Source organism: Flavimobilis sp. BM9 (assembly GCF_058313055.1).
Genome location: NZ_JBZEMO010000007.1, coordinates 62,327 through 88,974, shown reverse-complemented (window position 1 = coordinate 88,974; position 26,648 = coordinate 62,327). Strand labels below are relative to the sequence as shown.

Below are 26,648 nucleotides of genomic sequence, written 5' to 3'. Positions count from 1 at the left end.
CACCTCACCTCGCGGTCACGCCGAAGATCTGGACGCCGCCGTCGAGCATGGAGCGCAGCGGCGTCTCCCCCGGCGTGCCGAGTCCCGTCGCCGGGGCCGGCCCGCCCGAGAGGTCGTCGGCGAGACGCGCGAGCGATCGTCGCAGCGACGGGTCCGTCCCTCTCTGCGCGACCTCGCTGACCGCGACGGCCGTCGCGAGGCTGTGCCGCCCGCCCTGGTCAGACGACCTCTCTTTGAGACTCTCGTCCGCAAGCTTCGAGTCCTGCACGTGCACGTTGACGTGGTTCGCCCCGGCAGCCGGGGGGACGCCGTCGAGCATCGGGACGATGTCCGTCGTGTTGCACAGCTCGAGGTGGTTGACGTCCGGGTCCTCTGGGACGGTTCCCGCGGGCGTCGGCGACGAGAAGGAGACGACCGAACCGACGTCGTACGTCGCACGGACGCCCCTGTCCGCCGCGGCCATCTGGACGATCGTGCCGCCCTGGCTGTGCCCGACGAACGAGACCTTGTCCCCCGGACGCGCTCCGGCCTTCTGCAGCGCGAGGAGCGGAGCGAGCGCCGCCGCGGTCTGCTCGCTCGTCGTCGTGACGACCGCGGAGATCCCGTCCCGGCCATGGTCCTGCCGCCACAGGAACGGGTTCGACTGAGTGCCAGGCACCAGCACGGTCCACGCACTCGTCCCGTCCGGCAGACGCACCCGCTGCACCCCGACCGCACCGTCACCGGCCTTGCTCACCTGCTCGAGCGCCCTCGCGGCACTCGCGAGGTCCCTCGCCGGCGGGATGAAGCGCTGGACCTTCTTCCGTTCGACCACAGCACCCTTCCGGTAGAGGCCGAACGGGCCGAAGACCAGCTTCGTCGCCGCCCCCGCCGTCGACCTGACGGCGTCCCGCGGGTCAGAGTCAGCCACGAACCCGCCCAGCATGCCGCGCCGGGCCTGGTCGAGGATCGACCCGAGCATCTCCTGCGAGCCGGGAAGCCGGTCGCGCAAGCCCGGATCCCAGCCGACAGCCTCGCCCGCCTTGTCGATGCCGTTCGAGGCCCCCCACATCCCCACAAGCACGGAACTGCCCAGGCTGTTCACCCACGGGAAGGCACTCGTGAAGCCACGGACGAAGTTGTTCGACGTGCTCAGCATGACTCCCGCGGCGTTCTTCTCCGCCGCCTCGTACGACTTCCGGGCGCCGTCGAGCGCGGCAACGACGTCGTCGAGGTCACGCGCGAGCCCGGACGCACGAGACGCGCACCTGTCCGCGACGAACAGGGTCGCGCTGAGCCGGGCACGAAAGGTCGCTACAGCCTGATCGGCATACGACCCTGCGGCCACCGCCGCGCCGTCTGCGCGCAGCGCCTCGCGACGGTCCTGGATCAGCAGGCTCCAGCTCTCAGCATCGCGCGCGATTCCCACTGCCTGCTCGGCGGCCTCGTCGAGGCCCTGCGCCTGCACACCGAGCATGCTGGCGACCAGCACGAGGTCGTCGAGGCGGGCACGGATGCCGCCGATCCCCCCGGTCACCGTGATCCCCGGGTCCACGCCCGACGGCCGCGCATGCTCCGGCGGTTCGACGACGTCCTTCAGGCCTGGCCGTGCCTCCACCTGCGCCGAGCGGTCGGTCCCGCCAAGCCCGAGGTCCGAGAACAGCTCACCCGCCGTGCGCGGCGCCACCAGCGGCGACTCGCTCGCGCGTCCTTGCCGGCTGGCATAGGACGGGTTCCCTGTCGCCGCGCACGAGGGCGCGTCCTCGAAGCCCGTCATGACGCTCCTGCCGCGTTGGCAGCCGCGAGGACGTCCAGGCTCGACTCCGCCTCGTCCCCCGCCGCGCAGAGCCACGTCGCCGCCTCCTCGAGGTCGGCGATGTCTGCACCGAGCTGCGCGACATCTGCCTCGACGTCCTGGATCAGCGCGCGGAAGCTCGACGCCGCGTTCGACGCCCAGTCAACATCCTGCGCAGCAGCGAGACGGGACCCGACGACGGCCACGCGATCGGCCAGGAAGAGGGCCCGGGCGGTGATGCACTGACGTTCCTCGCCCCAGGGCGCGGTGGCGCCTCGAGGGAGCGGTGGCGAAGTTGTCTGCTCGGTCATGCCGCGACGCTAGGCACCCCGCGCGTCGGCCCGTGGCACCGGAGGGGGCACCCGACGGCGTACCGGTGCGTCTCGTGCCCTGTGGGCAGGCCGGAGGACGGACAGCCCGGACCCGCTCGAGGCCAGCGTGAAATGATGCGCGCATGTCGAACACGACCCCGCAGACGACCGCCGGAACCCGCGTCCTCCTCGCCGAGGCCAACCCGCCCGTCGCCCTCGGGGCGCTCGACGGCCGCTACCGCGCCACCGTCGCGCCGCTCGTCGACCACCTCTCCGAAGCCGCGCTCAACCGCGAGCGCCTGCACGTCGAGGTCGAGTGGCTCATCCACCTCACCTCCCAGCAGGTCGTGCCCGGCGCCCCCGCGCTGAGCGACAACGAGCAGGGGTATCTGCGCGCGATCGTCTCCGACTTCGGCTCCGCCGGCATCACCGAGCTCGGCGAGATCGAGCGGACCACCGTGCACGACGTCAAGGCCGTCGAGTACTACATCAAGCGCCGCATCGCCGCCGCCCCCGGGATGCTCGGCGACACCGTGCTCCCCGAGGTCGGCGAGCTCGTCCACTTCGCCTGCACGAGCGAGGACATCAACAACCTCTCCTACGCGCTCATGGTGCGCGGCGCCGTCGTCCACGTCTGGCTGCCCGCCGCGACCGCGCTCGTCGACCAGATCTCCGACATGGCGCGCGAGCACGCCGCCGTCCCGATGCTGTCGCGCACGCACGGCCAGCCCGCGACGCCGTCGACCCTCGGCAAGGAGCTCGCCGTCCTTGCGCACCGGCTGCGCCGCCAGCTGCGCCGCATCGAGAACGCCGAGTACCTCGGCAAGCTCAACGGCGCGACCGGCACCTTCGGCGCGCACCTCGCCGCCGTCCCCGACGCCGACTGGCCCACCGTCTCCAAGACGTTCGTCGAGCACCTCGGCCTCACGTGGAACCCGCTCACCACGCAGATCGAGTCGCACGACTGGCAGGCCGAGCTCTACGCGGACATCGCGCGGTTCAACCGGATCCTGCACAACCTCGCGACCGACGTGTGGACGTACATCTCGCTCGGGTTCTTCAAGCAGATCCCCGTCCCCGGCGCGACCGGCTCCTCGACGATGCCGCACAAGGTCAACCCGATCCGCTTCGAGAACGCCGAGGCCAACCTCGAGATCTCGAACGCCCTGCTCGACACCCTCGGGGCGACCCTCGTCACGAGCCGCATGCAGCGCGACCTGACCGACTCGTCGTCGCAGCGCAACATCGGCACCGCGTTCGGCCACAGCCTCCTCGCGATCGACAACGTCGCGCGCGGCCTCAAGGCGCTCGCCGTCGACCCGACGATCCTGGGCGCCGACCTCGACGCCAACTGGGAGGTGCTCGGCGAGGCCATCCAGTCCGCGATGCGCGCGGCCTCCGTCGCAGGCGTCCCCGGGATGGAGAACCCGTACGAGCGGCTCAAGGACCTCACCCGCGGGCAGCGCCTCACGGGCGAGCAGATGCGCGAGTTCGTGGGCACCCTCGGCCTGCCCGACGACGTCGCGGCGCGGTTGCAGGCGATGACCCCGGCGTCATACACGGGCCTCGCCGAGAAGCTCGTCGCCGACTACCTCTGACCGCGAGGCTCGGCCCTTCCGTCGGCCGCTCGCGGCGCCGACGTAGGGGGCTGGACGCCGGGTAGGGGGCTGCAATGGCCTACCTCGCAGGGCAGGGCCTACCTCGCAGGGCAGGGCCTACCTCGCGGGGAACGGCCTACGTCGCGGGAGCCGGGTGCCTTGCGGGGGTGCCTGCGTCGGCGCGAGCCGGGTGCCTCGCGGGAGCGGGTCGCCTCGCTGAGGCGGAGGTTCGGGTCGGCACGCACGCCGTCTACCTGCGCCGATGGCCGCGCCGCACCGGAATGCTCAACCGACGCCCGGAGTGTCCGATATGGGAGGTGCGCGCTCCGGACCGCGGGTCGCGCCGTCGACCCAGGAGCCGCATGAGCACCCCGACCGCCCAGCCCGCGCGCGCCTTCCTCACGCCCCGCGCCCGTACGCGGCAGACCCTCGCGCGCGTGCTCGCGCTCGCGGTCGTCGCCTCGCTCGCCGTCGTCCTTCCCGCGCAGCAGACCGACGCGTCCACCCTCCAGCGCCTCACCGTCCGCACGACCGGCATCCCGGCCGGGACCGAGATCGGGCTCTTCCGCCTCGACCGGACCGGCACGTACCTCGGGTGGCAGGAGTCCGCACCGACCGACGCCGCAGGCACCGTCGAGCTCGCGACCATCCCCGGCCAGACGTACACGCTCTGGGCCGCCGAGACCACCACGACCGTCCCGCAGTATCTCGGCGGGTCCACGACGCTCGAGGGCGCGACCCGGTTCACGACCCCCGACGCCGACACAGCCGAGCAGCAGCTCGACGTCGCACCCGCGCCGCTCGTCACCGGGACCCTCACCTGGCCTGACAGGGGCGCGACGACGTACGGCGAGATCTCCCTGCACACGTGGGACACGACCACGAAGACGTGGGCGCTCACGAGCTACGCCCCGGTCGGCGACCTGGACGCGACCGGCGGCACGTTCACCGCCAAAGCACCCGCGGGCGTCCCCGTCGCCCTGAGCGCCCAGGTCGAGCGCGCCGACGGCACGGTCGTGACGGGCTGGTACGGCGGCGGCACGACGACACCCCCGAGCCCTGCCGCAGCGACCGTCACCGCGACAGCCCAGTCGCCCGTCACCGGAGTCCAGTTCGCACTGACCGACGCCGTCCCAGCCGCGCCCGCGCCGCCACACCCACCCGCGCCGATCCCCACGACACCGGCGCCCCGACCCGTCCCGACGCCGAGCACCAGGCCCACACCGCCCGCCGCCCCGCGCACCACCCCGAACGTCGCCGCGAGGATCACCGGCCAGCCCAAGGTCGGCGCCCGCCTGACCGCCACCGCCGCGCCCCAGGGCTGGACGGCGTCGTACCGGTGGAAGCGCGACGGGAGCACCATCGCCCGCGCGACCGCGCGCACCTACAAGCCGACGCCGTCCGACGCCGGGCGGCGCCTGACCGTCACCGTCACGCTGCGCAAGCCCGGGCACGCCTCCGCAGCGAGCACCTCGCGGTCGGTCCGCGTCGCCAAGGTGACGAGCAAGGTGCGCGTCAGTGCCGCCAAGCGCGCCGTGCGCGTGAAGGTGAGAGCGGTCGGCGTCGCGGCGCCGACAGGGAGGGTGACCGTCAAGGTCGGGGCGCGGTCGCGGACCTACGCACTACGCGCAGGCGACAAGGGCGCGCTCACCATGAAGGTTCCCGCAGGCCGCGCTCGGGTGTACGTCGCCTACCAGGGCGACGCGCGGGTCGCCAAGGCGACCGCGACCAGGACGGTGCGGATCCGCTGAATCGCCGCACCGCCCGTCGGCGGTGCGGCGCCGCAGGGAGCCCGCGCGTCAGCGTCGGTCGAGGCGGTCGAGGATCGCGCCCTCGCGCATCGCCCACGGGCATATCTCGATCTCCTGGACCTTGAGCGCGCGCATCGTCTCCTCCGCGACGATCGCCCCACCGACGATCTGATACGTGCGCTCAGGCGTGATGCCCGGCAGCTCCGTGCGCCCCTGAGCCGTCAGACGCGCGAGACGCGGCACCCAGTCCGCGAGCTGCGAGCGACGCATCCGCCACCGATCGTCCGGGCCGACGGCCTCGACCTGCATCCCCGCGAGACGCGCGAGGGAGCGGAACGTCTTCGACGTCGCCACGACATGATCGGCCCGCGGCCGCTCGTCAAGAACTGCGAGCGCGTCCGCCAGCACCGCGCGGGCGTGCTTGCGCAGCGCCTCGACCTGCTCCGGCGTCGAGACGTCCGTGTCGAGGAACTGGATCGTGGACCGGCCTGCGCCGAGCGGGACCGACAGGGCGACGTCAGGCACCTCGCCCTCGCCGTACGCGATCTCGAGCGAGCCCCCGCCGATGTCGAGCAGCATGATCCGCCCCGCACCCCAGCCGTGCCAACGGCGCGCGGCGAGGAACGTGAGCGCGGCCTCCTGCTCACCCGAGAGGATCCGCACCTCCTCGCCGAGGATCTGCTCGACCTGACCGATCACGTCAGCGCCGTTGGGTGCCTCGCGCACCGCTGAGGTGACGAGCACCATGAGCTCCGGGACGTCGTGCGCGAGCGCGAGCGCGAGCCCCTCCCGCACCCCGGCGAGCACCAGCTCGACACCCTCCGGGCCGATCGAACCGTCTGGCTCGAGGAACCGCATGAGCCGCACCACCGAGCGCACGTTCGCGACAGGCACGTGCGGCCGTCCCCGCTCAGCGTCGACGACGAGCATGTGCACCGTGTTGGACCCGATGTCCAGGACTCCCAGCCGCATGGGACGACGTTAGTCCCCGATCGGCAGGTCCGCGGGTCGGACCAGTGCGGCGCAAGATCACCCGCTCAGCGTTTGCCGACCGCCCCCACCATCACTACGTTCAGCGCGGGTCGTGCGCCGGGCCACCCGCACCTCCAGGTCGCGGCAGCAGCACCCGCACCTCGAACAGGGAGAGACACAGGGATGCAGATCAGCAGCACCACAACCATAAGGCGCCGCGCGACGGCGCTCCTCACCGCGCTCATCACGGTCGGCCTCGTCGGGCTCATGCCGCCGGCCGCGCAGGCAGCCGTCGCGCAGACCCTCACCGTCACGGTGACCGGTCAGCCCGCCGGGACCACCGTCCAGGTCGACCTGTACGAGCTCAACGCACGAGGCAGCTCGCTCGGGTACAAGGCGACCGCGACGACGAACACGGCAGGCGTGGTGACGTTCGCGACGACGTCGGGCCGCAGCTACAGCCTGCGCGCCGGGTCGACGAGCACGACGTACTCGCAGTTCCTCGGCGGAGGCGACTGGCTGGACTCCGCCGTCCTGTTCACGACCCCGAACGCGACGACCGCGACCCGCACGCTCCCCCTCGCGGCCTACTCGACCGTCACCGGGAAGGTCACCGTGCCCGCCGGCACGACGATCGGCTGGGGCGAGGTCCAGGCGCACGAGCTCGACCGCAGCGGTTCGATCGACTCCGACGCATGGATCAACCAGTCCTGGGCCTCGATCGGCGCTGACGGGACGTTCACCGTCAGGACGCGCCCAGGACGGCCGGTCACCCTGGCCGCCTACGTCGACCTCGCGGACGGCCGTACCCTGCTCACCACGTGGCTCGGCGGCAAGGTCTCGAACCTGCTCAGCCAGCACCAGGCGACGGTCTTCACGTCGGCCAGGTCCGGAGGCACGGTCAGCGGCAAGACCATCGCCCTGCGCACCTTCGCGTCGACGCTCGCCGTGAAGGTCTCCGGGGCGAGCGCGGCGACGGCGACGGCGATCTCCGCGCGCAACATCGGTGCCGACTCCTCGTCGTCGACGACCCTGAGCGCGGGCACCACCTCCGGCACGATCACGGGTCTCGCGCCCGGCACCTACCTCGTCAACGCCGAGAACGGCGACAAGCGTGCGTCGACCGTCGTCGCGGTCGGCAACGGCACGAAGAGCCTGAGCCTCGCCCTCGGCGCCCTGGGCAACGCACCGCTCACGTACGTGCGCGCCGACGGCACCGCGCGCGTCGGCTCGACGCTCACCGCCTCGACGAAGGTCACGTCGGCGCCCGCCGGCACCAAGGTGACGACCTACTGGAGCGACGGCAACGGGATCATCGGTACCGGGTCGAGGTTCACCGTCCCCGCGTCGGCGCACGGGACCCCGATCCTCGTCTTCTCGACGGCCGCGGCTCCCGGGCACGTCATCAGCATCGGCAGCGCGTGGCTCGGCCGCACGGCCACCGGCGACGCCCCGCGGACCCGGACCGCGCCGATCGTCTCGGGCACCCCTCAGGTCGGCCGCACCCTCACGGTGAGCACCGGCACGTGGGACTCGCCGGGCACCAAGGTCGCGATCCAGTGGACCCGCAACGGCGCTCCGATCGCCGGGGCGCGGTCGTACCGTTACTCCCTCGTCGGTGCCGACGCAGGAGCACGCATCGGGGTGACGCTCGTCGCGACCGCTCCGCTCCAGGCGTCGGCAACCGTCCAGGTGCTCACGTCGAGCAGCGCCGCGAAGGCGGCCTCGCGCGTCACCGCGAAGGCAGGCAAGCGCAAGGCGACCGTCCGGGTGAAGGCCGCAGGCGTCGCGGCTCCCACCGGGAAGGTCACCGTGCGCTACGGGAAGAAGAAGGTCACGCGGACCCTCCGTGCCAAGGACAAGGGCAAGCTCGTCGTGAAGCTGCCGCGTGGCACCCACAAGGTGAAGGTCAGCTACAGCGGCTCGGCGCAGGTCCTCAAGACGACCTCGAAGACGCTCCGGCTCAAGGTGCGCTGAGCACCGAGGCCCAGCCATGACGACGGCCTCCGTCCCCTGTGCGGGGCGGAGGCCGTCGTCGTCCGGCGGGTCGGCTGCTCAGCGCTTGGAGCGCACGATCTTCGCCGCGCCCTTGCCCTTGTAGGTGATCTTGCCCTTCGTGAACTTCTGGGTGCAGGTCTTCACACCCTTCTTCGTCGAGCACGTGCGGGCGCCCGTTGCCCAGCCGAGCGACTTGCCGGACTTCTGCGCCTTGACCCAAGCAGCACCGATCTTGCCCGTCAGCGCACGCGTCTTGTACTGCGGGTGGGAGCTGATAGCTCCGCCGCTGAAGTACTGGTAGCACGCCTTGCCACCCTTGACCTTCGAGCACTTCTGGTTCTTCGTGGGCCAGCCGAGCGACCCCTTGGTTCCCTTGCTCTTGACCCACCGGTCGGCGATCAGGCCGACGACGGCCCGGTTGCCGTAGCTGGTGTGCGTCGTGGCGTAGCCGCCCTGGAACTTCTGCGTGCAGCGCGTCCCGGCCTTCGTGCACCTCGCCGCGGCGCGCGGCATCTTGAGGGCGCCGTCGCGTCCCTTCGACGCCTTCCACGCCTTGGCGAGACCGCCCGAGACGACGCGAGTGCCGGTCACGGCTCCCTGGGCGACATAGCCGCCGGTGAACGTCTGGACGCAGGTGTTGTCCTTCTTGCGGCACGTCAGAGCCTTCTTCGGCCAGCCGAGCGCACCGTTCTGCGACTTCTGCTTCACCCACGCGGTGCGCACAGCGCCGCTCGGCATGGCGATGCCCGCCGAGCCGTTCGCCGCGAGCGTGCCGCCGGCGAACGCCTGCACGCAGTAGCGCCCGCTCGACGAGCAGACCTGCGAACCGCGCTGCTTGCCGAACGCGCCCTGCAGCCCTCCGTTCGCGAGCCACGCCTTCTGGACCGTGCCGGTCACCGCGATGTTCGTCGAACCGAACCACTCGGTGAAGCCTCGCCAGAAGTTGCGGTTGCCGAACGACGAGCAGTTCGGGGCGCTCGGGTTCGACAGGTCGCCGTTGCCGTTGAGGTTCGCGAGCGCGGCCGCGTTCGGGACGTAGGGCGTGTAGTAGTACAGACCCGCCGTGGCCCGGTTCTTGATGAGGACCCTCTGGGTGCCGCACGACTTGTTCGGGTGGTACTGGATGTTGGTCGCGACCCCGACCGGGAACCAGCTGTAAGCGTCGACGACCGCGTAGCGCTTGTACTGTCGCGCGGCCGAGTAGACCTGGTTGAAGAAGCCGTAGTACTGCTCGTCGCACGGCGCCGAGTCAGGGCAGGCGAAACCTGTCGCAGACCGGTACTGGCGTTCGGTCGGGGCCGTCGACGTGACGAGCGACTGCTCCTTCTGCAACAGCACCAGGAGCACCTTCGCGCTCACGCCGCAGGCCTTGGAAACCTTGCCGATGATCGTCGACGCGAGCTCGTTGCGCACACCCCCGTACGCCTTGCAGTACGCGTCGGCGGGCCGGTTCGGCGTCGTCTGACGGTAGCTGCGCAGGCAAGCCGGTCCGTCGGTCGCCGCACACTTCGTGACCTTGCTGCTGAGGAACGTCTGGATCTGTCCCGCCGACAACGCGGACCCCGTGAAGAAGACCTCGTCGCTGATGAGGTTGCCGGGGTCGAACTTCCCGAGCGTGGTCTGGGTGATGGTGTTGGGGTCCGTGGCCGCCTCGGCGGGCAGCGCACCGGTGCCCGGCACGATCGCCGTGCCGACGGCGACGAGGAGTGCGACGAGCAGGCCGAGCGTCCGCCGGCTGCGACGTCTTCCCTGGCCAGAGGGTGGGGTGGGCAGGCTCGAGACGGGGTGCTCGTTCACAGCGGGTCCTTCGTCAGGTTCTGGGGGCTTGTCCACCATAACGGGGCGACCCTTCGGCGCCACAGGCCTGACGACTGACGTGCGGACCGCCGCTCAGCGCGCTGCAGTCAGCGCGGCGCGCGACGCCTGCTTCGCGGCCATGATCCGGGCGTGCCGCTCAGCCGCCACGGCGCGGCGCACGGCACGCTCGGCACGGCGCTCCTCGGCGCCGCCGACCCCGCGTGCAGCCAGCGCTGCGCGCTCCTCGTCGAGGCGGGCCGCGGCGTCGGCCTGCGCCGCCCGGATCCGGGGGAGCGCCGCGAGGTCGACACGGCGCGCGAACGCCAGCTCGTCGAGCTCGGCGACCGCCGCGTCGACGATCTCGTGCGCACGCCGCACAGGCTCGGCGCCCGCTGCAGGAGCGTGCGCGCGGACGTTCGCGAGGTCGAACAGCAAGACGCCGTCGACGTCGGCGACGTCCGCCTCGACGTCGCGCTGCAGGGCGAGGTCCAGGACGACGAGCGGCCGCACGCTCGGGTCGGGCTCGTGGGCGAGCTGCTCCGCCTGCTCGGTCGCGCGCTCGCGCGCGGTGCGCACCGCAGCCGCATCGAGGACCGTGCCGATGCGGCCCGAGCACGAGACGACGAGATCGGCGTCGGCGAGAGCGTCGACGAGGCCGCCCTCCTCGATCGCAGCGACGCCGCGGGCGCGCGCGAACGCGGGGGCCCGGCCGGACCTCGAGAAGACGCGGACGTCGTGGCAGCCGCGAGCGCGGAGCGCAGCGAGAGAGGCGCCGGCGTAGGAGCCGGTGCCGATGAGGACGGCGCGCGTGAGGCGCCACGGCCCCAGGTGCTCACCCGCGAGGTCGAGGCCTACACCGACGATCGAGCGGCCGACGGCGCCGAGGCCGGTCGCCGACTCGACGCGCCTCGAGACGCGGGAGGCGTGGCCGAACAGGCGCTCGAGGTCCGGGCTCGTCGTGTCGCGTGCGCGCGCGGAGCCGAGGGCTCGCCGCACCTGGCCTGCGATCTCTCGCTCGCCGACGACCATCGAGTCGAGCCCGGACGCGACCTCGAGGAGGTGCCGGGCGGCGTCGGCTCCCGTACGCGCGGTGAGGGCGGCGCGGACGCCCTCGGGGGTGAGGCCGGTCGCGCTCGCGACGCGGCGTGCTACGAGGTCGGCAACCTCCGCTGGGCCGGCGCTCGCGGGCGCGTGGACGTAGACCTCGAACCGGTTGCACGTCGCGAGCACGACGACACCCTCGGTGAGGGTGGGGTCCGCGACGAAGGTCTCCCCGAGGGCTCCCGAGGCTGCACTGAGCTCCTCGAGCTCGTCGAGCCCGAGGTCGTGGTGGGAGGCTGCAAAGGAGAAGATGTTCACGGCAGGCACGATTCAATCACCGACAAGAATTCGGGGCACAATCGCGTGATGAGCGTCTCAGAGAACCACCCCCTAACTGACAGGACGACAGATAATTCTCGTCTTGTCCGCGCATTTCGAGGTCAGCGACCCGACGTCACCCCCGTGTGGTTCATGCGTCAGGCAGGCCGCTCGCTGCCCGAGTACCGGCGCGTCCGCGAGGGTGTCGGCATGATCGAGTCCTGCCTGCGCCCCGACCTCGCCGCCGAGATCACGCTCCAGCCCGTGCGCCGCCACCGCGTCGACGCCGCCGTGTTCTTCTCCGACATCGTCGTGCCCCTGCGCCTCGCCGGCGTCGACGTCGACATCGCGCCCGGCGTCGGGCCCGTCCTCGGCGCCCCCGTCCGCACGGCCGACGACGTCGCGCGGCTCGAGGCACTCGACCTCACCGAGGAGGCGCTCGCGCCCGTGCGCGAGGCCGTCGAGCTGTCGGTCGCCGGGCTCGCCGCAGACCCGGGCGCGAGCGGCCAGGGCGACACGCCCCTCATCGGGTTCGGCGGCGCTCCGTTCACGCTCGCGGCCTACCTCGTCGAAGGGCGACCGTCACGCGACCACCTCGCTGCTCGTGCGCTCATGCACGCCGACCCCGAGCTGTGGGCGCGACTGCTGACGTGGTGCGCGCGCGTGACAGGCACGTTCCTCGTGGCCCAGGTGCGCGCCGGGGCGAGCGCGGTCCAGCTCTTCGACTCGTGGGCCGGATCCCTCTCCCTCGCCGACTACGAGGCGTCCGTCGCCCCCTTCTCCGCCCTCGCCCTCGAAGGCGTCCACGCGCTCGACCTCGGCGGCGCGCGTGTCCCGGTCGTGCACTTCGGGACGGGCACGGGCCACCTCCTCGGGGCGATGCGCGACGTCGGGGCGGACGTCGTCGGCGTCGACCACCGCACCCCCCTCGACGAGGCGTCTGCCCTGCTCGGGCACCGCACGCCGCTCCAGGGGAATATCGACCCCGCCCTCCTCTTCACGCCGCCCGCGACGCTCGAGGCGCACGTCCACGACGTGCTGCGCCGCGGCCTCGCGGCGCCCGCGCACGTCGTCAACCTCGGGCACGGTGTCCCGCCCGACGCCGACCCCGACGTGCTCAGCGCGGTCGTGCGGACCGTCCACGAGGCGCGGGTCGAGGAGCGGTGATGGACGGGCGCACGGTCGTCGTCGGCGGCGGGGTCGCGGGCCTCGTCCTCGCACGCGACCTCGCGCGCGCCGGGCACGAGGTGATCGTCCTCGAGGCGCGCGCGCACGCGGGCGGCGCCGTCGGGCCCCTCACCGTCACGCGCGGGGGCATCGACGGCGCAGAACCGCAGTGCCCGGAGTCGTCACCGTTCACGGCGGTCACCGTCGACGCGGGCGCCGAGTCGTTCGCGACGCGCTCGACCGCGGTCCCCGAGCTCCTCGCCGAGCTCGGGCTCGTCGACGACGTCGTAGCGCCGTCGTCCGCCTCCGCCTGGGTGCGTTCCCCCGACGTCCTCACGCGGCTGCCCCGCTCGGGCGTCCTCGGCATCCCCGGCGACCTCGCCGACGTGCGTCGCGCCCTCGGTACCCGCGCATGGCTGCGGGCCCGCCTCGACACGGTGCTGCCGGCGAGCGTCGGCACCCGCGGGGACGACGGAGTGTCCGTCGGGCACCTCGTGCGCGCCCGGCTCGGCTCACGCGTCCTGCGCACGTTCGTCGCGCCCGTCGCGGGCGGCGTCCACTCGACGTCGGCGGACGTGCTCGACGTCGACGCCGTCGCCCCCGGCCTGCGCGACGGCGTCGCGCGCCACGGCTCGCTCGTCGCCGCCGCCTCCGCGCTGCGCCAGGCTGCGCCGTCGGGCGCAGCGGTCGCAGGCCTGCGCGGCGGCATGCACCGGATCGTCACGGCGCTGCTCGCCGACCTCGCCGCCCTCGGCGTCGACGTGCGCACGTCCGTGCGCGTCGCCCGGCTCGAGCGCACCGGCACCGGCTGGGCCGTGCACGTCGTCGGGCCGTCACGGCCCGGCTCGCACGAGGCTGCCGTCGGCGCGTCCGCGGCGGGCACGCTCGAGGCCGAGCACGTCGTCGTCGCGACGTCCTCCGCTGACGCCGCGCGCCTCCTCGAGCCGCACGTCCCCGCCGAGACCCTCCCGGCCGTGCCGAGCGGGCACGTCAACCTCGTCACCCTCGTGCTCGACGCGCCCGCGCTCGACGCGGCGCCCCGCGGCACGGGCGTGCTCGTCGCCAACGGGACCAACGCTGCGCACGGCATCCGCGCGAAGGCGCTCACCCACGCGAGCGCGAAGTGGTCGTGGCTCGCCGACTCGCTGCCGCCCGGTCACCACGTCGTGCGGCTCTCCTACGGCCGTCTCGGCGGGGAGCCCGACCCGGGGGACGCGTCGGCGACCTCGCTCGAGCGCACAGCCCTGCACGACGCCGGGCAGCTCCTCGGCGTGCCTCTCACACCCGCGCACGTCGTCGGGGCGAAGGTCGTCCGGTTCGCGAGCGCGCTGCCGTTCGCGGCGACCGGGCACCGCGCCCGGGTCGCTCGGCTGCGCGACGCCGTCGCGCACGTTCCCGGCCTGCACGTCGCCGGGGCCTGGGTCGCCGGCACGGGGCTGTCCGCCGTCGTGACGGACGCGCGTCGCACAGCCGCGGAGATGCTCGCCTAGGCGGGCTGCTCCTCCGGCTTCGACGGACGGGTGACCGGCGTCCACGGCGTCATGCGACGCCACAGGACGGGCGTGCCGCGCGTCAGCTCACCGCTGCGCCACAGGTGGTCGGTGCCCTCGACGATCGTCACGACCGACGCCCACGCCACGCTGTCCGTCGTCAGGACGACACCCTCCGCAGCACGACCGCGCGCGATCGCGGTGACGTGGTCGATCAGGTCGTCGCCCGAGGGACGGTCGGAGGACAGCGGGACGAGCGTCGAGAGGAGCTCGCCGCTCTCGACGCGCGCCGTGTCCTCGTCGTACCAGGTGATGCTCATGCGGTGGCCAGCACCGTCAGACAGCTCGACGCGGCCGGGGCTCGGCCTGGCGACGTCCCACGAGACGCGGGTCGCGAGGGCGTGGAGCCGTTCGACCGCCGCGGTCCAGGCCGGGTCCTCCTGCGGGTTCACGGGGCTCATGCGGTCGCGTCCATGGGTGTGCGGCCGCTGCGCGGCATGCCGAGGGTGCGGCGCCACAGGACGTGCTCGTCCGGCGTCGGGCCCGCCTCGGTCCAGCTGAAGAGCGGCGTGGAACCTTCCCAGACCAGCCGGGACCAGCCGCCGACGACGTCGCGGACCACGCCCTCGCGCACGGCTCCCGTCAGGAGCGCCTCGACGAAGGCTGCTGCCTCGCTCCGCCTGCCCGACCCCGCGAGCGCGGCGACCTCGGTACGGATCGCGAAGCCCGCCTCGACGCGCACCCTGTCGTCCTCGAGCGACGTCACGTAGACCTTCTGGCCCAGCGTCTCCATCGACTCGTCGTCCAGGTGCACCGTCAACCAGCTGCCGTAGGCGTGGTGAGCACGCGGACCCATGATCAGGTCCGCTCCCAAGCGGTGCGTCAGCTCGTCGACCTCGTCGAGCAGCTGCAGGGGCAGCATCGTCTTCCATCCTCCGTCCGTCGCCGTGCCGTCAGTCGAGCGACCCCGCCAGTGCCCTGTCCAGGGTGCGGCGTACATCTTCCTATCGGTCGGTCGAGAACGCGACGTGAGTCTAGCGACTCGGCGCGATGCCGACGACGCGCGGTGGGGACGAGCACCATGTGGGCGCACACGCCTTCCCGCGAGAGCTGCAGCAAGCCGCCGGCAGCGCCCGGCTCTTTTTTACAGACCGTCAGAACAATGTCACTCCCCGAAACGTGCGCCACCGTTTCGCACGCACCCGGCAAAGGGCGCAGACTACTGAGCATGACCTCCACGGACACCTACGGAAATGCTGTCCCGGACGCCGACGGCCCCGAGCCCGTCGCCTACACGCTCTGGGCGGTCCTGCGCCGCGACGAGACCCCCGCAGCACGCGCCGCAGCCACGGCCGCCGTCCCGGCGGAGCTCGCCGCCGAGCTCGACGCCGTCGTCGCGCACCTCCCCGAGGACGTGACCCTGCGCGGCACCTACGACGCGTCCGGGCTGCGCGCCGACGCCGACGTGATCATCTGGCTCACCGGCCCCACCGCCGAGGGCCTCCAGGCAGCGCTGCGCACGCTGCGCCGCACCGAGCTGCTCGGCGCGCTCGTCCCGACGTGGAACGCGCTCGGCGTGCACCGCCCCGCGGAGTTCACCGCCCGCCACCTGCCCGCGTTCATGCGCGACGTGCCGCCCGCCGCATGGCTCACGGTCTACCCGTTCGTGCGGTCCTACGAGTGGTACATCCTCCCCGAGGACGAGCGCCGCGAGATGCTCGCCGACCACGGCCGCAAGGGTCGCGACTACCCGCAGGTCCTCGCCAACACCGTCTCCGCGTTCTCGCTCGGCGACTACGAGTGGCTGCTCGGCCTCGAGGCGGACGAGCTGACCGACCTCGTCGACCTCATGCGACACCTGCGCTACACCGAGGCCCGCCGCCACGTCCGCGACGAGCTGCCGTTCTACACCGGGCGCCGCGTCGGCACCGTCGAGCTCGCCGAGATCCTGGTGGGCCAGGCATGAGCGCCACCGACCTCCCCACCCCGGGCGCACGCACGCCCGGTGAGCCCGAGCGCGCCGCCACGGACGCCGCTCCGCACGCCTGCGCGTGCGGCGAGGGTGGCTGCGGCGCCGAGACCAGCGACGAGCACGGCCTCGTCGAGGTAGGCCTCGACGACTACCTCGCCGACCTCCGCGAGGCGCTCCCCACGCCCGTCCCTGCCGAGCCCGCGCCCTACGACGCCGTCCTCCTCGTCGGGTTCGGCGGCCCGGAAGGCCAGGACGACGTCATCCCGTACCTGCGCAACGTCACGCGCGGGCGCGGCATCCCCGACGAGCGCCTCGAAGAGGTGGCCGTCCACTACCGCGCCCACGGCGGCGTCTCACCGATCAACCAGCAGAACCGCGACCTGCGCGCCGCGCTCCTCGCCGAGCTCGACGCACGCGGCCTCGACCTGCCGGTCTACTGGGGCAACCGCAACTGGGACCCGTACCTCCCCGACGCGATCACCGAGGCAGCAGCGAACGGCCACACCCGCCTGCTCGCCGTCGTGACGGCCGCCTACTCCTCCTACTCCGGCTGCCGCCAGTACCGCGAGGACCTCGCCGCCGCGATCGAGACGGCCGGTCTCACCGGGCAGGTGACGATCGACAAGGTGCGCCAGTTCTACGACTCCCCCGGGTTCGTCGAGCCGTTCGTCGAAGGCGTCCGCGGGGCGCTCGAGCGCCTGTGCGCCCAGGAGGGCGTCGCGCCCGACGGCGTCCGCGTCCTGTTCGCGACCCACTCCATCCCGACGGCGGCCGCGTCCGCGACGGGCCCGCAGACCGGGACCGACGACGAGGGCGAGCACGAGATCCCCTGGGCCGAGGGCGGCGCGTACGACGCGCAGCACTACGCCGTCGCCGACGCGATCATGACGGCCGTCGACACGACCGTGCCGTGGGAGCTCGTCTACCAGTCCCGCTCCGGCAACCCCCGCACGCCGTGGCTCGAGCCGGACATCAACGACCGCATCGAGGAGCTCGCCAAGCCCGTCTCCGAGCGTGAGGACCCCGAGGACGACCAGGCCGTCGACGCCGTCGTCATCGTGCCGCTCGGCTTCGTGTCGGACCACATGGAGGTCCTGTGGGACCTCGACAACGAGGCGATGACGACAGCCCGGGAGCACGCGATCCTCGCTGAGCGCGTCCCCACCCCGGGAGTGCACCCGGCGTTCGTCAGCGGGCTCGTCGACCTCGTCGCCGAGCGCACCCTCGTGACGGCGGACGACGGCACGACCGCCCCCGCAGGCGGACGCTGCGGGTCGGCGACCACGCTCGGCCCCTGGTACGACGTGTGCCGCCCCGGCTGCTGCCTCAACCCTGTCGCGGAACCGCTGCCTGCGGTCGCCGGCGAGGTGCCGTGACCGCCACGACCGTCCGGATCGGGACGCGCGCCTCGACGCTCGCCCGCACGCAGACGGGGCACGTCGCCGACGCGCTCACGTCGGTGGCTGCGGCGGCCGGCACGCCCGTCGAGGTCGAGACCGTGCACGTCACAACCGAGGGCGACCGCAGCCGCGCCTCGCTCGCGCAGCTCGGCGGCACCGGGGTGTTCGTGACGGCGCTGCGCGACGCGCTGCTCGCAGACACGTGCGACCTCGCCGTGCACTCGCTCAAGGACCTGCCCACCGCAGCCGCGCCCGGGCTCGAGATCACGGCCATGCCCGAACGGGTGTCGCCGCTCGACGCGCTGTGCGCACGCGACGGCCTCCACCTCGCGGGACTGCCTCGTGGCGCTCGCGTCGGGACCGGGTCACCGCGCCGCAAGGCGCAGCTCCTCGCAGCGCGCCCCGACCTCGAGGTCGTCGACATCCGCGGCAACGTCGAGACGCGCCTCGCGCGGGCCCTGGGTGCGGACGCCGACCTGCACGCCGTCGTGCTCGCCGCGGCCGGTCTCGCGCGGCTCGGACGGTCCGACGTCGTCTCCGAGGTGCTCGCGCCCGACGTGATGATGCCCGCCCCCGGGCAGGGCGTGCTCGCCGTCGAGCAACGTGCCGGAGCCACGGTTCCCGGGATCGCAGCGCTCGACCACCTGCCGACCCGGCTCGCCGCGACCGCCGAGCGTGCGCTCCTCGCCCGCCTCGAGGCAGGCTGCGCCGCACCCGTCGGCGCGCTCGGCACCGTGTCCGCCGACGGCCGGACTCTCGACCTCCAGGTCGTCGTCGCCTCGCTCGACGGGTCGCGCGTGCTGCGCCACGGCGCCTCGTCGGTCTGCAATGCCGCCTGGCTGCCCGGCGAGCCGCGTCCGACGGACGAGGAGCTCGCCGTGATCCTCGTGCACAACGTGAGGAGCGCAGCGGCGCTCGGCGTCAGCCTCGCCGAGCTCGTCCTGGACATGGGCGCGGCGGACATCGCGCCCCTGCGATGACCACGACGGCGGCGGACCGGGCACGGGCCGTGCGCGTCCTCGTCCCGCGTGGCGGGCGCCCGGGCCGCGAGCTCGCTGCCGCCCTCGCGGCGGCGGGCCTCGAACCGGTCACGGCGCCGCTCATCTCGTTCCGCGACCCGGACGACGTCGCACCCCTGCGCGCAGGCCTGCGCCGCCTCGCGGACGGCGCGTACGGGTGGCTCGTGCTCACGTCGGAGCGCACGGTCGACGCGCTCGTCGACCACGGCCTCGGCACGCTCCCGGAGCGCACGCGCGTCGCCGTCGTCGGGCCGTCGACCGGGCGCCGCGCCCGCGCCGCAGGCCTAGACGTCGACGTCACGCCCGAGTGGGACCGCACCGCGACCGGCCTGCTCGCGGCGCTGCGCGACGAGCCGCCCGCGACCGCGTTCGCGCCGCGATCCTCGATCGCGCGCCCCGAGCTCGTCGACGGCCTGCGCGCCGCCGGCTGGGACGTCGACGCACCCGACGCGTACGTCACCGAGACCGCGCTGTCTGTGCCCGACGCCGCTGCGGGGGTCGACGTCGTCGTCCTCACGTCGTCGAGCACGGCCGAGACGTGGGCACGCGTCGCCCCCGACGCGGCGAGGCCCGTCCTCGTGTCGATAGGACCGCGCACCACCGAGACCGCGCACACGCTCGGCCTCACGATCACCCGCGAGGCAACCAGCCCCGACGTCCCCGCGCTCGTCGCCGCCGTCCAGGCGGCACTACGCGGAAGCACGGCCGTCACACGACACTGGCAGGCTGGACCCGCGTCTGGAACTGCAGCACCCGACACCGACGAGAGGCACACGCCATGAGCGCCGCTCCCACCCCCGTCCACCGGCCGCGCAGGCTGCGGCGCACGCCCGCCCTGCGCGCGCTCGTCGCCGAGACGCGCGTCCACCCGCGCGAGCTCGTCCTGCCCGTGTTCCTCAAGGAGGGGCTCGCCGAGCCGGCGCCGATCGCGACGATGCCCGGCGTCGTGCAGCACAGCCGCGACTCGTTGCGCCGCGAGGCGGCACGCGCCGCCGAGGCAGGCATCGGCGGGATCATGCTCTTCGGCGTGCCGCTCGAGCGCGACGCCGTCGGCTCCGGCGCGACCGCCCCTGACGGGATCCTCAACGTCGCCGTCGAGGACGTCGTCGCGGAGGTCGGGAACGCGCTCGTCGTCATGACGGACGTGTGCCTCGACGAGTTCACGGACCACGGGCACTGCGGGCTCCTCGCAGCCGACGGCTCCGTCGACAACGACCCGACGCTCGAGCGCTACGCCGCGATGGCGGTGCAGCACGCTGAGCGCGGAGCGGACGTCGTCGGGCTGTCCGGGATGATGGACGGCCAGGTCGCCGCCGTCCGCGAGGCCCTCGACGCGGCCGGGTTCCCGAGCGCGGCCGTCCTCGCGTACGCCGCGAAGTACGCGTCGGCGTTCTACGGGCCGTTCCGCGACGCGGTCGAGTCGACCCTCCAGGGCGACCGCCGCACCTACCAGATGAACCCCGGCAACCGTCGCGAGGCAGCGCTCGAGGTCGGGCTCGACATCGCGGAGGGTGCGGACGTCGTCATGGTCAAGCCGGCCGGCCCGTACCTCGACGTCCTGGCCGACGTCGCCGCGACGTCCGAGGTACCCGTCGCCGCGTATCAGGTCAGCGGCGAGTACTCGATGCTCGAGGCCGCCGCCGCGATCGGCTACATCGACCGCGAGCGCGCGATCGCCGAGTCCCTCGTCGCGATCCGCCGCGCAGGCGCTGACATGACCCTCACCTACTGGGCCCTCGAGGCCGCGACCAACCCCGCCATCCAGGAGCTGCTGTGACCGACTCCCGCGACACCACGACGAATGACGGCGCCTTCGAGCGCGCGCAGCGAGTACTGCCCGGTGGCGTCAGCTCGCCCGTGCGGGCGTACGGGTCGGTCGGCGGGACGCCGCGGCTCATCGCGTCGGCGCGCGGCGCCTACGTGACCGACGTCGAGGGCCGCGAGTACGTCGACCTCGTCGCGTCGTGGGGCCCGGCGCTGCTCGGGCACGCGCACCCGGCGGTCGTCGCCGCCGTGCAGGAGGCGGCCGCGCGCGGTCTCTCGTTCGGCGCGCCGACGCTCGCGGAGGCGGAGCTCGCCGACGCCGTCATCGCGCGCGTGCCCGCCGTCGAGAAGCTGCGGCTCGTGTCGACGGGCACCGAGGCGACGATGACCGCCGTGCGCCTCGCGCGGGGCGTCACCGGGCGGCCGCTCATCGTGAAGTTCGCGGGCTGCTACCACGGTCACGTCGACGCGCTGCTCGCCTCGGCCGGATCGGGCCTCGCGACGCTCGCGATGCCCGGCTCGGCGGGTGTGACCGCTGCGGCCGCCGCTGAGACGATCGTCCTGCCCTACAACGACCTGGCCGCCGTCGAGGCGGTCTTCGCGGCTCACGGTGACAGCATCGCCGCGGTCATCACGGAAGCGGCAGCCGCGAACATGGGCGTCGTCGCGCCCAACCCCGGGTTCAACGCGGGGCTGCGCACGATCACCGCAGCGCACGGTGCGCTGCTCATCCTCGACGAGGTGCTCACGGGCTTCCGCGTCTCCGCAGGCGGCTGGTGGGGCCTCGAGGGCGCCGGCGAAGGCTGGGCTCCCGACCTGTTCACGTTCGGCAAGGTCGTCGGCGGCGGCATGCCGGTCGCCGCGCTCGGCGGCCCCGCCGCGATCATGGACCACCTCGCACCGCTCGGTCCCGTCTACCAGGCCGGGACGCTCTCCGGTAACCCGGTCGCCGTCGCCGCAGGCCTCGCGACGCTCGCCGCCGCCGACGCCGCCGTCTACGAGCACGTCGACCGCACCGCCGACATCGTTTCCGAGGCGGTCAGCGCCGCGCTCACCGGCGCGGGCGTCGAGCACACCGTCCAGCGTGCGGGGTCGCTGTTCTCGTTCGCGTTCGGCACCTTCCCCGCGCACGCCTCCGGCGTCGCGGGACCGCGCGACTACGCGGCCGTCCAGGCGCAGGAGTCGTGGCGGTACCCGCCGTTCTTCCACGCGATGCTCGACGCGGGCGTCGCGCTCCCGCCGTCCGTCTTCGAGGCGTGGTTCCTCACGGCCGCGCACGACGCGGACGCGGTCGGGCGCATCGTGGATGCGCTGCCGGCCGCCGCTCGGGCTGCCGCCGACGCGACGCGCCCGGCAGGCTGACGCTCGAGCACCCCGACCCACGCACCTGCCATCGACGGAGATGACGCACGTGACCGAACCGACGTACCTGTCTGACCTCACCCCCAGCGCCGGACGCGTCCTGCCCGCACGCGCATGGCTCCCGACCGACGCCCCTTCGCTGCAGCTCGACGGGACCTGGCGGTTCCGGCTGCACGACGTCGCCGACCCTGCCAGCGACGCCACGGAACCACCCTGGGACGTGCTCCTCGACGACTCCGGCTGGGAGACCATCACCGTCCCCTCGCACTGGGTCCTCACCGGGGAGGGCACCCGCGGGCGGCCCTGGTACACGAACGTCCAGTACCCGTTCCCGGTCGACCCACCGCACGTCCCCCGCACGAACCCGACCGCCGACCACCGCCGCACGTTCGAGCTCCCCGACGACGACGCCTGGCGCGACGCCGAACGCGTCCTCCTGCGGCTCGACGGCGTCGAGTCGGCCTGCCGCGTATGGCTCAACGGGTCCGAGGTCGGCGTCGTCAAGGGCAGCAGGCTCGTTCACGAGCTTGATGTCACAGGCCTCGTCCGGCCCGGCCGCAACGTCCTGGTCGTGCGCGTCCACCAGTGGTCCGACGCCACCTACCTCGAAGACCAGGACCAGTGGTGGCTGCCCGGGATCTTCCGCTCGGTCACCCTGCTCGCCCGGCCGGTCGGCGGGCTCGACGACGTGTGGGCTCGCACCGGCTACGACCACGTCGCCGGCACCGGCGAGATCGACCTCGACATCGCCGCGAGCCCGAGCGCCTGGCCCGTGACGCTCACCGTTCCCGAGCTCGGCGCGGAGGTCCGCTGGGACGCGCCCTCCGACGTCAACCCCGTCCGTGTCCCGGCAGAGCCCTGGACCGCGGAGACTCCCCGCCTCTACGACGCCCAGGTCTCCTCGCCGGGCGAGACTGTCAGCCTCAGGCTGGGGTTCCGCACGGTCCGCATCGACGGGACGCGCTTCACCGTGAACGGCCAGCGCATCGTCATGCGAGGCGTCAACCGGCACGAGACCCACCCGGTACGGGGCCGAGTCTTCGACGAGGCCCATGCCCGCGCCGACATGGCGCTCATGAAGCGTCACAACATCAACGCGATCCGCACCGCGCACTACCCGCCGCACCCGCGTGTCCTCGACCTCGCGGACGAGCTCGGCTTCTGGGTCGTCGACGAGTGCGACCTCGAGACGCACGGCTTCGAGCTCGTCGGCACGCTCGACACCGAGAGCGACGACCCGCGCTGGCGCGACGCCTTCCTCGACCGTATCCAGCGCACGGTCGAACGCGACAAGAACCATCCGTCGGTCATCATGTGGTCGCTCGGGAACGAGTCCGGCACCGGGTCCAACCTCGCGGCCATGTCGAGCTGGGTGCACGGCCGCGACCCGTCCCGCCCCGTCCACTACGAGGGCGACCGCACCGGGGCGTACACCGACGTGTACTCCCGGATGTACCCCACGCTCGAGGAGGTGCGTGCGATCCTCGGTGAGTCCGGCGAGATCTTCGGCGTCACCGCCCCCGCGCAGGCCGCCCGCCTGCGCGCACAACCGTTCCTGCTGTGCGAGTACGCGCACGCGATGGGCAACGGGCCAGGCGCTCTCGCGGCATACGAAGAGCTGTTCGACTCCTCGGACCGCTTCCACGGCGCGTTCGTGTGGGAGTGGCGTGACCACGGCATCCTCACGACGACCGGTGACGGCGTGCCGTTCTACGCGTACGGCGGCGACTTCGGGGAACCCGTCCACGACGGCAGCTTCGTCATGGACGGCCTCATCAGGTCCGACGACGTGCCGTCGCCCGCGCTCGCAGAGCTCGCCGCCGTCATCGCACCAGTGCGGCTGTCGTTCGACGCTGGTCGGGCGACACTGCGCAACCGTCGCGCGTTCGCGTCGACCGCGGACCTCGACGTCACGTGGTCCCTCGAGGTGGACGGGCGCGCGGTTGCCGACGGACCTCTCGACCTACCAGACGTCCCCGCGGGCGAGGCGCGCAGCACCAGCTTGCAGCCGACCGCTCTCGACGCACGACGCCACGAGCCGGGCTCCGAGGTGTTCCTGACGCTCACGGCTGCGCTCCGTGAGGCCACGCCCTGGGCTCCCGCCGGGCACGTCGTCGCCCGGCACCAGGTGGCGATCGACCCGCGCGTCGTCGGGCTCGATCCGGCGCCTGCGCCGCGGCGCCGGAACGGCACGGCGGCGCCTCAGGTGGTCAGCCCCACCGACATGCCCGCCGGTCTCGACGCCCCCGGAGGTGCGCTGCGCCTCGGTGAGGCGTGGTTCGACCGCGACACCGGCGCACTCCTGCGCATCGGATCCCTCGACGTCGACGGTCCGCAGCCCGAGCTGTGGCGCGCACCGACGGAGAACGACTCCGCCACGGGAGGGCCTGGCTACGAGGTTGTCGACCCTGCCACCTCGGGAGACGTTCCCTCCCCGGAGTCGCTCGCCCAGCCGTCCGCCGCCGCGCGCTGGCGCGAACGCGGCCTCGACCGGCTCGAGCATCGCGTCCGCGACGTCGAGACACGGGACGACGCCGTCGTCGTGCATCTGCGCTCCGGGGCGGCGGGTACCGCACTCTGGCTGGGGACGACCCTCACCTACCGCTGGCTCGACGACGAGCTCGAGGTCCACGCCAGCTTCGAAGCGTCGAACGGGTGGGACTGCACGTGGCCTCGCATCGGCGTGCGCCTCGACCTGCCCCTCGGGTTCGACGAGGTCGCATGGTTCGGCACCGGGCCCGGTGAGGCGTACGCGGACTCCCGCTCCGCTGCGCGCATCGGCCGGTTCGCGTCACTCGTCGACGAGCTCGTCGAGCCGTACGCGGTCCCCCAGGAGACAGGCCACCGTCCCGACCTGCGCGAGCTCGTCACGTCCGGCGAGCACGTCCCGACGCTCCGGGTCCGGACGATCGCCGACGGCTCAGGCGCACGACCTGGCACCCTCGGGACACGTCCCGGGTTCACGCTGGTACGCCACACCGCCCAAGAGCTCGACGTCGCCCGGCACCAGCACGAGCTGCCGTCACCGAGTCGCACCTACCTCTACCTCGACGCGGCCCAGCACGGCCTCGGGTCGCGCACGTGCGGCATGGACGTGCGGCCCGAGCACGCGCTGTGGCCCGGCAGCCGTGCGATGACGGTGCTGCTGCGAGTCACGGACGCCTAGACGGTCGAGCTGCCAGCAGAGAGCTGCTTGGCCGCAGACCGGGCGGCGAACGCGAACGCGACGAGAGCGGTGCCGAAGATGATCGCGTAGACGCCGATGATCCACACGAGCGCGCCGAGCCCGGTCGCCGGCTGGGTGAGCATCAGCACGCCGAACGCGAACGACAGGACGCCACCGAGGATCACCCAGATGCGGGCACCCACCGAGAGCCCGCGCGTCGTCGCGCCGAGCGCCACCTGCACGACTCCCGAGATGATCGCCCAGAACGCCACCGTGTAGACGACCACCACGAGCGTGATCCCTGGCCAGGCCAGCATGATGACGCCAGCGATCACCCCCACGGCGCCCACCACAGCATGCAGGACCATCCCGCCGAACTTCCGGTGCCGAAACGCCTCGACGACGTCGATCAAGCCCTCGACCGCCACGAAGGCCCCGATCACGATCGCGAGCGCCGCCGCGGTGCTCCAGGGCGAGGCGATCGCGATCACGCCGAAGACGATCGCGACGACGCCCCGCAGGAGGATGAGCCACCAGACCTGCTCCGCGATGCGCGCCAACGGGTCCGGAACCCCGGCAGGGACCGCGGTCGCGTGCCGAGCGGGTCGAGCGGTGTGAGCCGTGCCAGTCGTGTCGGACATGAGAGCCCCCTGGATGATTTGTCCCGTTGGCCCCAGAGTGGACCTCGCCGAGCACCAGGTCAACAGCCTGCGCCGCCGGACATGCGGACGGTCCCCGTCGCGTCCGGTTCGCGGACGCGACGGGGACCGTCTCGTTCTTGCGCGGCGCTGCGCCGGAGCTCTCAGACCCCCGCAGCGGCCTTGAGGTCGTCGACGAACGTCGGGTTCGCCTCGAGCCACGTGCGCACGGACTTGTCCGGGTCGGCGCCGTCGTCCTCGTTGAACATGATGTTCTCGAGCGAGAACAACTGCTCGTCGGTCAGCGTGAACGCCTTGATGAGCGCTGCGACGTCCGGGTGATCGGCGGCGAAGCCGGTGCGGCCCACCGTGTGGATCTCCTCAGCACCCCCGAGCGCACCCTCGGGGTCCTCCAGGTCGCGGATCGGGAACGCGTCGTACGCCCAGTGCGGGCGCCACAGCGTCACGGCGACGTTCTCACCGGCGCCGGTGCGGCTCTTGAGCTCGGCGAGCATCGCCGGGGTCGACGAGATGACGAAGTCCATCTCCTCGAGGCCATATGTCGGGACGACCTCGTCCTGCGTGATGCGCGTCAGGCCCGCACCCGCCTCGATGCCGACGAGACGGTCCCCGAAGTCGCCCGAGGCGTCCTTGAGCTCCGCGAGCGAGGTGATGGGCGAGTCCTCGTTGACGGCGATCGTCAGGCGCGCGTCGTCGTACCAGACGCCGAGCTGCTCGAGGTCGTCGCCGTACTTCTTGAGGTAGTCCGCGTGGGTCGCGGGCAGCCACATGTCGAAGTTGAGGTCGTAGCCGCCGCCTGCGAGGCCCGTGTACACGACCCCGGGGTCCGCGGTCTCCGCATCGACGGTGTAGCCGTCGTCCTCCAGCATGGCCTTGAACAGGTGCGAGACGGCGATCCCCTCGTCCCAGCCGGCGTGGATGCCGATGCTGATCTTCTTGTCGTCCGTGGCGGAGGCCTTCGGGGTGCCTGCGTCCTCTTCGCTGGCGCACGCGCCGAGGCCGAGGGCGAGGGCGGCCGTCGTGACGGCGGCGAGGGCGGTGCGAGTCGAGCGGGTCATGCGTTCCTCTCGTGGGCGCGTGGACGCCCGG

General features: G+C 72.9%; 21 protein-coding genes. 12 read left to right on the top strand and 9 right to left on the bottom strand.

Annotated features, from left to right (window positions below):
* Positions 1 to 4: 4 nt before the first annotated feature.
* Both AC4F3Q_RS12945 and AC4F3Q_RS12940 read right to left on the bottom strand, forming a co-directional pair.
* Complete coding sequence (locus AC4F3Q_RS12945; protein ID WP_491040323.1) at positions 5 to 1,756, bottom strand: lipase family protein; 1,752 nt, start codon at positions 1,754 to 1,756, stop codon at positions 5 to 7.
* Complete coding sequence (locus tag AC4F3Q_RS12940; RefSeq protein WP_491040322.1) at positions 1,753 to 2,085, bottom strand: hypothetical protein; 333 nt, start codon at positions 2,083 to 2,085, stop codon at positions 1,753 to 1,755. Before AC4F3Q_RS12940 ends, AC4F3Q_RS12945 begins: the two co-directional genes overlap by 4 nt.
* Before the next feature lie 143 nt (positions 2,086 to 2,228).
* On the opposite strand from AC4F3Q_RS12940, the gene purB reads away from it, so the two are divergent.
* Both purB and AC4F3Q_RS12930 read left to right on the top strand, forming a co-directional pair.
* Complete coding sequence (gene purB / locus AC4F3Q_RS12935) at positions 2,229 to 3,683, top strand: adenylosuccinate lyase (RefSeq protein ID WP_491040321.1); 1,455 nt, start codon at positions 2,229 to 2,231, stop codon at positions 3,681 to 3,683.
* A 362-nt stretch (positions 3,684 to 4,045) separates the two neighbouring features.
* The gene (locus tag AC4F3Q_RS12930) at positions 4,046 to 5,434 is read left to right on the top strand and encodes a hypothetical protein (RefSeq protein ID WP_491040320.1); all 1,389 of its coding nucleotides are present in this window, start codon (positions 4,046 to 4,048) and stop codon (positions 5,432 to 5,434) included.
* Positions 5,435 to 5,482: 48 nt separating this feature from the next.
* On the opposite strand, the gene AC4F3Q_RS12925 is transcribed toward AC4F3Q_RS12930, so the two are convergent.
* The gene (locus AC4F3Q_RS12925; protein ID WP_491040319.1) at positions 5,483 to 6,406 is read right to left on the bottom strand and encodes a Ppx/GppA phosphatase family protein; all 924 of its coding nucleotides are present in this window, start codon (positions 6,404 to 6,406) and stop codon (positions 5,483 to 5,485) included.
* Positions 6,407 to 6,589: 183 nt separating this feature from the next.
* Here AC4F3Q_RS12925 and AC4F3Q_RS12920 point away from each other — a divergent pair, with 183 nt between their 5' ends.
* Positions 6,590 to 8,383, top strand: coding sequence for a hypothetical protein (locus tag AC4F3Q_RS12920; protein ID WP_491040318.1), 1,794 nt, complete (start codon positions 6,590 to 6,592; stop codon positions 8,381 to 8,383).
* 78 nt (positions 8,384 to 8,461) lie between these two features.
* On the opposite strand, the gene AC4F3Q_RS12915 is transcribed toward AC4F3Q_RS12920, so the two are convergent.
* Together AC4F3Q_RS12915 and AC4F3Q_RS12910 are read right to left on the bottom strand one after the other, a co-directional pair.
* On the bottom strand, positions 8,462 to 10,201 hold the full coding sequence (locus tag AC4F3Q_RS12915; protein WP_491040317.1) for an LGFP repeat-containing protein: 1,740 nt from the start codon (positions 10,199 to 10,201) through the stop codon (positions 8,462 to 8,464).
* A 93-nt stretch (positions 10,202 to 10,294) separates the two neighbouring features.
* The gene (locus tag AC4F3Q_RS12910; RefSeq protein ID WP_491040316.1) at positions 10,295 to 11,560 is read right to left on the bottom strand and encodes a glutamyl-tRNA reductase; all 1,266 of its coding nucleotides are present in this window, start codon (positions 11,558 to 11,560) and stop codon (positions 10,295 to 10,297) included.
* Between the two features lie 48 nt (positions 11,561 to 11,608).
* On the opposite strand from AC4F3Q_RS12910, the gene hemE reads away from it, so the two are divergent.
* Together hemE and hemG are read left to right on the top strand one after the other, a co-directional pair.
* Positions 11,609 to 12,727 carry a uroporphyrinogen decarboxylase gene (gene hemE / locus AC4F3Q_RS12905; RefSeq protein WP_491040315.1) on the top strand — a complete coding sequence of 373 codons (1,119 nt, stop codon included), beginning with the start codon at positions 11,609 to 11,611 and terminating at the stop codon, positions 12,725 to 12,727.
* A complete protein-coding gene (gene hemG / locus AC4F3Q_RS12900; protein ID WP_491040314.1) occupies positions 12,727 to 14,217 on the top strand; it encodes a protoporphyrinogen oxidase in 1,491 nt (496 codons plus the stop codon). The genes hemE and hemG overlap by 1 nt, the downstream gene beginning before the upstream one ends.
* Here hemG and AC4F3Q_RS12895 read toward each other — a convergent pair.
* The gene (locus tag AC4F3Q_RS12895) at positions 14,214 to 14,678 is read right to left on the bottom strand and encodes a hypothetical protein (protein ID WP_491040313.1); all 465 of its coding nucleotides are present in this window, start codon (positions 14,676 to 14,678) and stop codon (positions 14,214 to 14,216) included. The genes hemG and AC4F3Q_RS12895 overlap by 4 nt on opposite strands.
* Positions 14,675 to 15,139, bottom strand: a complete 465-nt coding sequence (locus AC4F3Q_RS12890; RefSeq protein ID WP_168446892.1) for a hypothetical protein — start codon at positions 15,137 to 15,139, stop codon at positions 14,675 to 14,677. The genes AC4F3Q_RS12895 and AC4F3Q_RS12890 overlap by 4 nt, the downstream gene beginning before the upstream one ends.
* Positions 15,140 to 15,445: 306 nt before the next feature.
* On the opposite strand from AC4F3Q_RS12890, the gene hemQ reads away from it, so the two are divergent.
* Genes hemQ through AC4F3Q_RS12855 form a run of 7 tightly spaced genes read left to right on the top strand, consistent with a single transcriptional unit; the run spans position 15,446 to position 24,900 of the window.
* Complete coding sequence (hemQ, locus tag AC4F3Q_RS12885; protein ID WP_491040312.1) at positions 15,446 to 16,183, top strand: hydrogen peroxide-dependent heme synthase; 738 nt, start codon at positions 15,446 to 15,448, stop codon at positions 16,181 to 16,183.
* On the top strand, positions 16,180 to 17,565 hold the full coding sequence (locus tag AC4F3Q_RS12880) for a ferrochelatase (protein ID WP_491040311.1): 1,386 nt from the start codon (positions 16,180 to 16,182) through the stop codon (positions 17,563 to 17,565). The genes hemQ and AC4F3Q_RS12880 overlap by 4 nt, the downstream gene beginning before the upstream one ends.
* A complete protein-coding gene (gene hemC / locus AC4F3Q_RS12875) occupies positions 17,562 to 18,569 on the top strand; it encodes a hydroxymethylbilane synthase (protein ID WP_491040310.1) in 1,008 nt (335 codons plus the stop codon). The genes AC4F3Q_RS12880 and hemC overlap by 4 nt, the downstream gene beginning before the upstream one ends.
* Positions 18,566 to 19,390 (top strand): uroporphyrinogen-III synthase, encoded by an 825-nt coding sequence (locus AC4F3Q_RS12870; RefSeq protein WP_491040309.1) that lies wholly within the window; start codon positions 18,566 to 18,568, stop codon positions 19,388 to 19,390. The genes hemC and AC4F3Q_RS12870 overlap by 4 nt, the downstream gene beginning before the upstream one ends.
* Entirely contained in the window at positions 19,387 to 20,385 is a 999-nt protein-coding gene (gene hemB, locus AC4F3Q_RS12865; RefSeq protein ID WP_491040308.1) for a porphobilinogen synthase, read from the top strand. The genes AC4F3Q_RS12870 and hemB overlap by 4 nt, the downstream gene beginning before the upstream one ends.
* A complete protein-coding gene (gene hemL / locus AC4F3Q_RS12860; RefSeq protein ID WP_491040307.1) occupies positions 20,382 to 21,734 on the top strand; it encodes a glutamate-1-semialdehyde 2,1-aminomutase in 1,353 nt (450 codons plus the stop codon). The genes hemB and hemL overlap by 4 nt, the downstream gene beginning before the upstream one ends.
* A gap of 40 nt (positions 21,735 to 21,774) precedes the next feature.
* Positions 21,775 to 24,900: a glycoside hydrolase family 2 TIM barrel-domain containing protein gene (locus AC4F3Q_RS12855; protein ID WP_491040306.1), complete on the top strand. Its 3,126-nt coding sequence runs from the start codon at positions 21,775 to 21,777 to the stop codon at positions 24,898 to 24,900.
* Here AC4F3Q_RS12855 and AC4F3Q_RS12850 read toward each other — a convergent pair.
* On the bottom strand, positions 24,897 to 25,541 hold the full coding sequence (locus AC4F3Q_RS12850; protein WP_491040305.1) for an HdeD family acid-resistance protein: 645 nt from the start codon (positions 25,539 to 25,541) through the stop codon (positions 24,897 to 24,899). The two genes, AC4F3Q_RS12855 and AC4F3Q_RS12850, sit on opposite strands and share 4 nt — an antisense overlap.
* Before the next feature lie 161 nt (positions 25,542 to 25,702).
* A complete protein-coding gene (locus AC4F3Q_RS12845; protein ID WP_491040304.1) occupies positions 25,703 to 26,617 on the bottom strand; it encodes a glycine betaine ABC transporter substrate-binding protein in 915 nt (304 codons plus the stop codon).
* Positions 26,618 to 26,648: the final 31 nt, after the last annotated feature.

What these genes read in the sequence shown, in the direction of transcription:
- hemE (WP_491040315.1), top strand. Translation starts at nt 11,609, where the DNA reads ATGAGCGTCTCAGAGAACCACCCCCTAACTGACAGGACGACAGATAAT.
- AC4F3Q_RS12945 (WP_491040323.1), bottom strand. Translation starts at nt 1,756, where the DNA reads ATGACGGGCTTCGAGGACGCGCCCTCGTGCGCGGCGACAGGGAACCCG.
- hemG (WP_491040314.1), top strand. Translation starts at nt 12,727, where the DNA reads ATGGACGGGCGCACGGTCGTCGTCGGCGGCGGGGTCGCGGGCCTCGTC.
- AC4F3Q_RS12855 (WP_491040306.1), top strand. Translation starts at nt 21,775, where the DNA reads ATGACGCACGTGACCGAACCGACGTACCTGTCTGACCTCACCCCCAGC.
- purB (WP_491040321.1), top strand. Translation starts at nt 2,229, where the DNA reads ATGTCGAACACGACCCCGCAGACGACCGCCGGAACCCGCGTCCTCCTC.
- AC4F3Q_RS12940 (WP_491040322.1), bottom strand. Translation starts at nt 2,085, where the DNA reads ATGACCGAGCAGACAACTTCGCCACCGCTCCCTCGAGGCGCCACCGCG.
- hemQ (WP_491040312.1), top strand. Translation starts at nt 15,446, where the DNA reads ATGACCTCCACGGACACCTACGGAAATGCTGTCCCGGACGCCGACGGC.
- AC4F3Q_RS12870 (WP_491040309.1), top strand. Translation starts at nt 18,566, where the DNA reads ATGACCACGACGGCGGCGGACCGGGCACGGGCCGTGCGCGTCCTCGTC.
- hemB (WP_491040308.1), top strand. Translation starts at nt 19,387, where the DNA reads ATGAGCGCCGCTCCCACCCCCGTCCACCGGCCGCGCAGGCTGCGGCGC.
- AC4F3Q_RS12845 (WP_491040304.1), bottom strand. Translation starts at nt 26,617, where the DNA reads ATGACCCGCTCGACTCGCACCGCCCTCGCCGCCGTCACGACGGCCGCC.
- AC4F3Q_RS12930 (WP_491040320.1), top strand. Translation starts at nt 4,046, where the DNA reads ATGAGCACCCCGACCGCCCAGCCCGCGCGCGCCTTCCTCACGCCCCGC.
- AC4F3Q_RS12925 (WP_491040319.1), bottom strand. Translation starts at nt 6,406, where the DNA reads ATGCGGCTGGGAGTCCTGGACATCGGGTCCAACACGGTGCACATGCTC.
- AC4F3Q_RS12880 (WP_491040311.1), top strand. Translation starts at nt 16,180, where the DNA reads ATGAGCGCCACCGACCTCCCCACCCCGGGCGCACGCACGCCCGGTGAG.
- AC4F3Q_RS12890 (WP_168446892.1), bottom strand. Translation starts at nt 15,139, where the DNA reads ATGCTGCCCCTGCAGCTGCTCGACGAGGTCGACGAGCTGACGCACCGC.
- AC4F3Q_RS12920 (WP_491040318.1), top strand. Translation starts at nt 6,590, where the DNA reads ATGCAGATCAGCAGCACCACAACCATAAGGCGCCGCGCGACGGCGCTC.
- AC4F3Q_RS12850 (WP_491040305.1), bottom strand. Translation starts at nt 25,541, where the DNA reads ATGTCCGACACGACTGGCACGGCTCACACCGCTCGACCCGCTCGGCAC.
- AC4F3Q_RS12895 (WP_491040313.1), bottom strand. Translation starts at nt 14,678, where the DNA reads ATGAGCCCCGTGAACCCGCAGGAGGACCCGGCCTGGACCGCGGCGGTC.